This window comes from Bartonella queenslandensis AUST/NH15, assembly GCF_000312585.1.
Classification (GTDB): Bacteria; Pseudomonadota; Alphaproteobacteria; order Rhizobiales; family Rhizobiaceae; genus Bartonella; species Bartonella queenslandensis_A.
Genome location: NZ_HE998013.1, coordinates 42,101 through 50,643, shown reverse-complemented (window position 1 = coordinate 50,643; position 8,543 = coordinate 42,101). Strand labels below are relative to the sequence as shown.

Genomic DNA, 8,543 nt, shown 5'->3' with positions numbered 1-8,543 from the left:
CCTTTATGACGAGCCGCAGCAAGAAGTTTGAGAATCTTATGCGCATAATAAATTGGTGCAGGCATAAAGGCAGGTGTCTCACGGCAAGCATATCCAAACATGATGCCTTGATCTCCCGCTCCTTCTTCACCATGCCGATCCGTTGCATTATCAACACCTCTAGCAATGTCAGCGGATTGAGGACGCAAAAGAACATCAATTTTAACAGTTTTCCAATGGAAACCTGCTTGTTCATAGCCAATGGCGCGAATAGCACGGCGCGCTGCTGTACGAAAACGCGTAGGATTAATGAGTGGAAAGCCAGCTTCATCATAGATAAGATCTTTATTTTTATTTTTTTTAAAGAGCGTATCGGGAACACGGACTTCACCGGCGATAACAACACGATTTACACTGACAAGAGTTTCACAAGCAACGCGTACTAACCATGGATCAGTCCCAGTCTTTTGCGCTTCTTTATAGATCATATCAACGATTTCATCAGAAATACGATCACAAATTTTATCAGGATGACCTTCCGATACCGATTCGCTCGTAAAAAGATAATCTTGATGCGGCATAGGAACTCCTTCAAAAAAAACAACAATTCAATTAATTGCCTACTAAAACCTCTACGGTTTGCCAATTCCACAGCAAATCGTCAATGTGAATTTATATGAATAAAAGAGAAAAAATATAATTTTAAATTTATAGCTTATCTGACAAATCTTCCTCAGAAAGTGCTTTTGCCAAGTCAATGATTTTTCGACGCACTTTAGCATCAGAGATATTCGTAAAAGCTCGCATGAGTTGGATCCCTTCGCTGCTAGAACAAAAGTCCATAAAATTGTGATCACTTTCAGCCAAACCTTCTACTTGTTGAGAGGTAATACCTTTATCAAAAAAGTAAGAAACAGGAACATCCATAATTTCTGCTATCGCTTGAAGACGACTGGCACCGATACGGTTTGTTCCTTTTTCATATTTTTGGATTTGCTGAAAAGTGATGCCTAATTTTTCACCTAGTTTTTCTTGAGTCAGTCCTAAAATATTACGACGTAAACGAATACGAGTTCCAACGTAGATATCTATAGGGTCAGGTTTTTTTCTAGTTTCGGTCATAATGCAACTCTTTAATTTCCAGCACTTTTCTTTTAAACCAACATCAGATTTATGCGAAGCTGATTTATCATATAATTAAAATAATATGTAATATTTTTTCCCAATATTACTGGTATACGCAACATAATACCGCACAAGGAGCACTTGAATCATTTAAGCTGTTTTGTAGAACCAAAACCAATACGACACAATAGCATAAGAATGAATAAGATAAAAGTAGAGAAAGTTCTGTATTCATTGCTTCCTATAGGGGTAATGGATGATGGAATTTTTGAATCAATAATGCCCACAGCATTTTGTTGAAGAGCTACAACGATTCGTCCATAAGAATCAATAACAGCTGATATTCCATTATTGGCTGCTCGTATGAGGGGAATTCCCAGTTCAATGGCACGAAGCTGTGCTTGTTGAAGATGTTGATAGGGGCCTGGTGTTACACCAAACCATGCATCGTTTGTAACATTAATGATTGCTTGAGGCGGGGAACCTTTAAAAGTCATTTCATGAGGGAATATTGCCTCATAACAAATTAAGGGCAGATAAGAAAATCCGTTTGGCATTGTGACAGTTTTGCGCACATGTGCAGCACTGTAGCCACCAATATTATCAGCAAGAATACGCAATCCAATTTTTTTTAATAAATTCTGATAGGGAAGATATTCACCAAAAGGAACCAAATGAAGTTTATCGGAAGTGTGTAAAATATTACCTTGAGCGTTAATGACTGCAATTGTATTAAAATATTGTGTTTGGGGGTGAGAAAGATCATTGCTGGCGCGTATTGCTCCGATAATAGCCCATTGTTTAGGTTTTAAAAGAGAGGCAATGTGCATTGTGACAAATGAGTTCTCATAGAGAAGATAAGGAACAGATGCTTCGGGCCATATGATAAAATCAGGTTCTGGATTTTTACCAGTTATTGGTGTTGCACTCAGATGCATATGGGTTTCCAACATAATCTCTCGTGTATTATCGCGCAATTTTATATTTTGTTGGATAGAAGGTTGAATAATGCGCACCCAATAGTTTCTTTTTTGATCTTCAACTGTATTCTCTATCGTATGGAGACGATAAAGTCCAAAACCACTGTGAATGAATATAAGTGCTAAGCAAAGAGAAAGTGCTACTTTCTTTTTTTCATCCGTGAGTAAAACTGTTGGCAAACTGTAGGTTAAGACAGCAAGAATGTTCATTCCGTAAAGTCCCACGATGGCGTCAGATTGCATGAACATCGGGGTTGGCATGGCTGTATAGCCAAGAGCATTCCATGGAAATCCTGTGAATAAGAACGCACGCAACCACTCGGCCAATCCTAATGCAAAGGCTAAAACAAAAAAGCGTGCTATTCCTTTTATCCATAATAAGCCGACAATGAAACCAGAAAAAAACCAATAAAGAGAGAGGTAGAGAGGGGGGAATAAAATGGCTAGTGGGACTGCCCAACCAAAAGAATCTGGATCTGTCAACAAAGCATTGCAGAGCCACCAAAGTCCGCAAATAAAATAACTAAAACCAAAGGTTCCACAGCTTAAAGCGTAGGTAAAAAAATGTTTTTTATTGTTTGGGGAGGACCGTATTGAGTCAAGCAAAACAATAAAGATTGGGAAAGTTAAAAAGCAAAGGGGTGTTAAATAAAAGGGGGGAAGTGCAAGGGAAGTAAAAGCACCACATAGAAAGATTAATGCTTGCCGCTTCCATCCAGTAACAGCAAACAAAAAAACGATGAAATTATTTAAAAACGCTCGATTATTCTTTAGGGGAGGCATTACTTTCAAAATTCTCATTTTCTGGAATACGAAAAATGCGCAACCGCTTAATTCGGCGTTTATCAGCTTCTAAGATGCGGAATTTATAGCCAGGAACAGCTTCGACAATTTCACCTTTTGCAGGAATACGATCAAGAATGGAGACAATTAAACCACCAATAGTATCAACCTCATCACCATATTCTCCTACGATAAAATCAGGTCCAAGAGCTTTCTCCACATCTTCTAATTCGGTTCTTGCATCAACAAGCCATTTATTGTTGTGTTCGCGTACGATAGCATTGTCGACATGATCATGTTCATCTTCGATATCACCAACGACTAATTCAACAATATCTTCCATTGAAACGAGACCGTCTGTTCCCCCATGTTCATCAATAACTAAAGCCATTTGTGTTCGTGTAGTTTGCATCCGTGTTAATAATTTGCTTGCAAGCATAGAACTGGGAACAAAGAGAACAGTTCGAATCAAATCCAATTCGCCGATTGGGGTATGTAAATCTGTATGATTTAATTGAAGTAAATCGGATTTCTGTGCAGTTTTTGTAGGGTTGATAATAAAGCGAGTCATATAATTAAGAATATCGCGGATATGGATCATGCCGCGCGGATCATCTAAAGTTTCAGCATAAACGGGCATGCGAGAATGACCAATTTTTGCAAAACAGTTAAGGGCTTCTCCAAGAGAGGTGTTGATTTCTAATGCTTCGATTTCAGAACGCGGTATCATAACATCATCCACACGTGCTTCACGTAAGCGTAAAATGTTATGCAGCATCGTACGTTCTTCAGGTGAGAAAAGGGTGGTATCTTTTTCATTGTTAGTCGCAAGTGCAACGGTAAGATCATCACGCAGTGATGTCGATGCATAATGACGACCACGTAAGAATGAAAACAAATGATTCATCAAGGAATATTTTTCTGTATGATTCGTCTGTTGAGAGGTGTCTTTTTCATTATTAGAAGATGCTTGACTATTATTTTGTGCATTTATTTTGTTTGCCATGATTTTGAAATCTTCTAGACTTTCTTTTTATAAGTGATAAATAAGAGGTTTTAAATGGTATGTTGTTAATATTGATTTTAAAAGTTAAATTTTATCATTGATCGATAACTCAGCGTAAGGGTCTTTTACGCAGAGCTTTTGAAGAATTTCTCTTTCGAGCTTTTCCATTTGATGTGCTTCATCATCGGTTTCATGGTCATAGCCAAGCAGATGCAAGATACCATGAACAATCATATGCGTTAAATGGTCTTGAAATGTTTTTCCTTGTTTTTCTGCTTCGAAAACAACAGTTTCTCGGGCAATAATAATATCACCCAGCATGGGACCAGGAGAATTTCCAGCTTTAATTGGGAAAGCAGGAAAGGATAATACATTGGTGGATTTATTTTTACCACGCCATTGTGCATTGATTTGTGCCATATGTTCATCATCCGTAAAAAGCAGGCTAATTTCGCTTACAACGTTTCCCAATGAAACATGATGCATTGTTACCGCTAATGCTTTTTCGGTGATATTATAAAGCATTTTCTCATCATTCCACCCTGCGCTTTTAACCATTATATCAATAATAATAATCATGAATCAAATTCATTTTTTAATGCATCGCGCGCGAGTGATTTTTTTTTATTTTGTATTATAAAATCACGATCATAAGCATGGACGATAGCAGCAACAAGTGGATGGCGTACAACATCTTTTTCATCAAAACGCACAATTGCAATATTTTCTACATTTGAAAGAATGCGGATTGCTTCAATAAGACCAGATTTTTGTCCTATAGGCAAATCAATTTGGCTTACATCACCAGTAACGATCATACGTGTTCCTTCTCCAAGACGTGTGAGGAACATCTTCATTTGCATGGGCGTCGTATTTTGTGCCTCATCAAGAATAACAGCGGCATGGGCAAGTGTTCGCCCGCGCATAAAGGCAAGAGGAGCAATTTCTATGACACCAGAAGCTAAAATACGTTCTATTTTTGCAGCAGGCATCATATCATAAAGAGCATCATAAAGTGGTCGTAAATAGGGATCGACTTTTTCTTTGAGATCACCAGGAAGAAACCCCAGATGTTCTCCGGCTTCAACAGCGGGCCGCGAGAGAATAATTCGCTCAACAATACCACGTTCTAGAAGCATCGCAGCATGAGCAACAGCAAGATACGTTTTTCCTGTTCCTGCTGGTCCTACACTAAATACAAGTTCAGTATGCTCCATAGCACGTATGTAAGCATCTTGTGTTGGAGTCCTTGGATGAATTATTTTTTTTATGGATATTCAACTGTGCTGGTATATGTTTTGCAGATTTTTGTGTTATTGTATCTTCTTTCTGTTTCTGTGTTATAGTTGCCATAGCAATCGCCCCTTTTATATCTGATAAAGTGAGCTCTTGATGTGTTTTTGCACGTTCATAAAGCTGTTGCAATACATATCGTGCATGCTCTATAACAGAAATGTTTCCATGGATTAAGATCTCATTACCACGTGGATGAATACTAAGTTTGAGTTTTTTTTCGATGTAAGCAAGATTTTCGTCAAATTTACCAAAAACTGTTTTTGCATATTCATTATTTTCGAAAATCAAAACAACTTGACTCGTATCTGAAGCGTTTTCTTGTTCCAAGGGGGAAAATTTCTCAATATCAGTATTTATTTTTTTAGTTGAAACTTTCAGTCTATTCTCCATATTGACATAAGTATTAAACACTTTTTTGAGTAAACTTTATAAAAGAAAAATTTTCTTTCATAAAAAATCATGCTCTAGATGTAATCATTTTCTTTGAAAATAAAAGAGTTTTCCAAAATCTTTATTATAAACAAGATGGTAGAGGCATATTTATCTATTTGTCACTTCACCGACAAAACTATTTGCGCTTGCATTTTTAATATGAATTTCTACCACGCTACCTGTAGAGGATTCTGTATCGACGACAACAGGTAAAAGCCAAGGGGAGCGCCCTACCATCTGCCCTGAATGACGTCCAGGTTTTTCGATAAGAACATCCGTTTTTTGTCCAATTTTAGAACGTAAAAATGTATTTTGTTGTTCAAGGAGAAGAACTTGTAAATGTTGAAGCCGAGCATCTTTTACAGATTCATCAACGTGATTTTTCATGGTAGCTCCTACGGTTCCAGGACGGGGGGAATATTTAAAAGAATAAGCAGAACTGTATTGTACTTGTTGAATGAGCTTAATGGTTTCTTCAAAGTCCTCATCTGTTTCTCCTGGAAATCCTACAATAAAATCACCTGAAAAGGCAATATCTGGCCGTGCAGCTCGAATTTTTTCGATAAGATGAAGATAATAAGAGCTTTTGTGTTGGCGGTTCATCGCTTTTAAGATGCGATCTGAACCTGATTGAACAGGGAGATGAAGATAAGGCATTAACATATCAAGATCTCGATGTGCGGCGATAAGGCTATCATCCATATCACGCGGGTGGCTGGTTGTATAACGCAAACGCTTTAAACCATCGAGTTTTGCAAGATGATAAAGGAGATCACCAAGACGCCAAGTTTTACCATTAGCACTTTGCCCATGCCAACCATTGACATTTTGTCCAAGCAGCGTAATTTCTTTAACGCCAGCTTCAATGAGTTGACGGGCTTCTTCGGTAATTTGCTCGACGGAGCGCGATATTTCAGCCCCCCGCGTATAAGGAACAACACAAAAAGTGCAAAATTTATCGCACCCTTCCTGTACTGTTAAAAATGCACTAACACCCCGTTTTCTTACGGCACGTTTATTATGAGGCGGTAAATGAGCAAATTTATCTTCAACGGCATAATCCGTTTCGATAATTTTTTTTCCTTGTTTGACTTTTTCTAACAATTCTGGCAAGCGATGATACATTTGCGGACCAATAACCAGATCCACTGTTGGAGCGCGACGCAGGATTTCACTTCCCTCAGCTTGAGCAACACAACCTGTTACACCAACTGTCAAGGGTTTATTAGGCGTTCGCTCTTGACGCATAACGCGCAAACGACCGATATCAGAATAAAGTTTTTCTACTGCTTTTTCACGAATATGACAGGTATTAACAAGAATAAGATCGGCATCATTGGGGGTTTGTGTTGTCACATAGCCTTGTGAACTGAGACTATCAGTCATCCGTTGGCTATCATAAACATTCATTTGGCATCCGTAGGTTTTGATAAAAACCTTTTTAGGAACAACAGGAGATGTATTTTTAGGATTTACTTTATTCATAGTGCTTGTCTAAATGTTTTTCACATAAATCTCAATCTATTTGCTTAAAAGTTTTTTGCATGATAATTGCATCACCGCGACCATTTTGTGATGGGTAGTAGGCCAGACGTTCAGAAATTTTTTGAAATTCAAAGCGTTGATAAAGGTTTAAAGCAGAAAAATTTGTGGATTCTACTTCCAAGAATAATTTTGTAGCGCGCTTATCATGAAGATAGCGAATGGTATGATCGATAAGTAAGATACCAATTCCTTGTTGACGATAATGGGGATGGACAGCTATTGTGATGATTTCTGCTTCATCAAGAATAAGGCGGCATAGGCAAAAGCCTAAAATTTGATCAGATCTCTCAATGAGAAAGACTTTGTAGCCAAAGATAGAGTGATCTGTTAAAAAGGTATCAAAAGCTTGTTTTCCCCAAGCATGGGTAAAACAATGTCGATGAATTTGGTGAAGAGCAGCACTATCATCAACTTGTAATGGAGCAATTCCAAAATGCTTTTTTGTCGATGAAAATTTAAACATTATTTTTTTCGTGGTAAAGCAAAATTGGTTTGTTGTTTTGCATCAGCGCTGCGTAGATAGAGGGGGCGTGGCGAATTTTGTGGCTGTTTGTTTGCAGCAAGATAAGCATAGTTCACAATATCTGCTGCTTCACAAGGGATTTTTTCTAGGATAATTTTTTTGTTTATTTTATGATTTTCCGCATGCTGCATAACGATATCAGCCGCTGGGCCAGTCAGTTGGGCTTTGGGGGGCAAGTCTTCGAGGATATTTTCAACTGTTTTTAATCCCGGTTCTCCCAAAGGAGTGAGATCCTTATGAAAACTTTGATGGTAGAACATCTCTTTTCCTGCTTCAATGACAACAGTAATTGCTGATGCAGTATTTTTACTGGTCATGACTTGTGCTGCTAAAGCTTCAAGAGCACTCACTCCAACAGCTGGTATCTCAAGCGCTAATGCCAAAGCGCGTGCTGTGGCAACACCAACACGGACACCAGTAAACGATCCAGGTCCAACATTGACAGCAATACGTTCAACTTGATCAAGCGCCATATTAGCTTGTGTCATTATTTGTGTAATCTGCCCAATAAGCCTTTCAGCATGCCCTTTATTCATGCGCTCATCAATCCGCGCAATAACAGACTTATGACGAATGAGCGCAACAGCACAATAAATTGAAGCAGTATCGATAGCAAGAATAAGCATAAAAAATATTTTAATTGAATAAGACGATAGACAAAGGTCTCATATATTTTTTTAATCTTTTCTATCGTCGTATAGTTCATTTATAAGAAAGTTGCTAGTGCCAATAAGCAACAATATCTTTTTATGGCATAGGATGAGACGTTGATTTAATCCTCATTTTTTGGGGTTGTTGATAAATTAATTTATAACGATAATTTATTGTTTTCATGTTCAATAAGCCCTTTTGATATTATCAGATTTTCTCATTT

At 37.9% G+C, this 8,543-nt stretch carries 8 protein-coding genes and 1 pseudogene; all 9 read right to left on the bottom strand.

Annotated features, from left to right (window positions below; genetic code table 11):
- On the bottom strand, positions 1-560 hold a 560-nt coding region (locus tag BN338_RS13245; protein WP_039760939.1), incomplete at its 3' end, for an S-adenosylmethionine synthetase N-terminal domain-containing protein.
- 127 nt (positions 561-687) lie between these two features.
- Positions 688-1,101: a helix-turn-helix domain-containing protein gene (locus BN338_RS08320; protein ID WP_039760937.1), complete on the bottom strand. Its 414-nt coding sequence runs from the start codon at positions 1,099-1,101 to the stop codon at positions 688-690.
- 149 nt (positions 1,102-1,250) lie between these two features.
- Positions 1,251-2,885: an apolipoprotein N-acyltransferase gene (lnt, locus tag BN338_RS08315; RefSeq protein WP_039760935.1), complete on the bottom strand. Its 1,635-nt coding sequence runs from the start codon at positions 2,883-2,885 to the stop codon at positions 1,251-1,253.
- Positions 2,848-3,873 (bottom strand): hemolysin family protein, encoded by a 1,026-nt coding sequence (locus BN338_RS08310; protein WP_039760933.1) that lies wholly within the window; start codon positions 3,871-3,873, stop codon positions 2,848-2,850. The genes lnt and BN338_RS08310 overlap by 38 nt, the downstream gene beginning before the upstream one ends.
- Positions 3,874-3,957: 84 nt before the next feature.
- On the bottom strand, positions 3,958-4,449 hold the full coding sequence (gene ybeY / locus BN338_RS08305; protein ID WP_039761199.1) for an rRNA maturation RNase YbeY: 492 nt from the start codon (positions 4,447-4,449) through the stop codon (positions 3,958-3,960).
- A pseudogene (locus BN338_RS08300) lies at positions 4,449-5,547 on the bottom strand (PhoH family protein). Before BN338_RS08300 ends, ybeY begins: the two are co-directional and overlap by 1 nt.
- A 162-nt stretch (positions 5,548-5,709) precedes the next feature.
- The gene (gene miaB / locus BN338_RS08295) at positions 5,710-7,086 is read right to left on the bottom strand and encodes a tRNA (N6-isopentenyl adenosine(37)-C2)-methylthiotransferase MiaB (protein ID WP_039760930.1); all 1,377 of its coding nucleotides are present in this window, start codon (positions 7,084-7,086) and stop codon (positions 5,710-5,712) included.
- Between the two features lie 31 nt (positions 7,087-7,117).
- Positions 7,118-7,609, bottom strand: a complete 492-nt coding sequence (rimI, locus tag BN338_RS08290) for a ribosomal protein S18-alanine N-acetyltransferase (protein WP_039760928.1) — start codon at positions 7,607-7,609, stop codon at positions 7,118-7,120.
- Entirely contained in the window at positions 7,609-8,295 is a 687-nt protein-coding gene (gene tsaB / locus BN338_RS08285) for a tRNA (adenosine(37)-N6)-threonylcarbamoyltransferase complex dimerization subunit type 1 TsaB (RefSeq protein ID WP_039760926.1), read from the bottom strand. Before tsaB ends, rimI begins: the two co-directional genes overlap by 1 nt.
- Between the last annotated feature and the right edge of the window lie 248 nt (positions 8,296-8,543).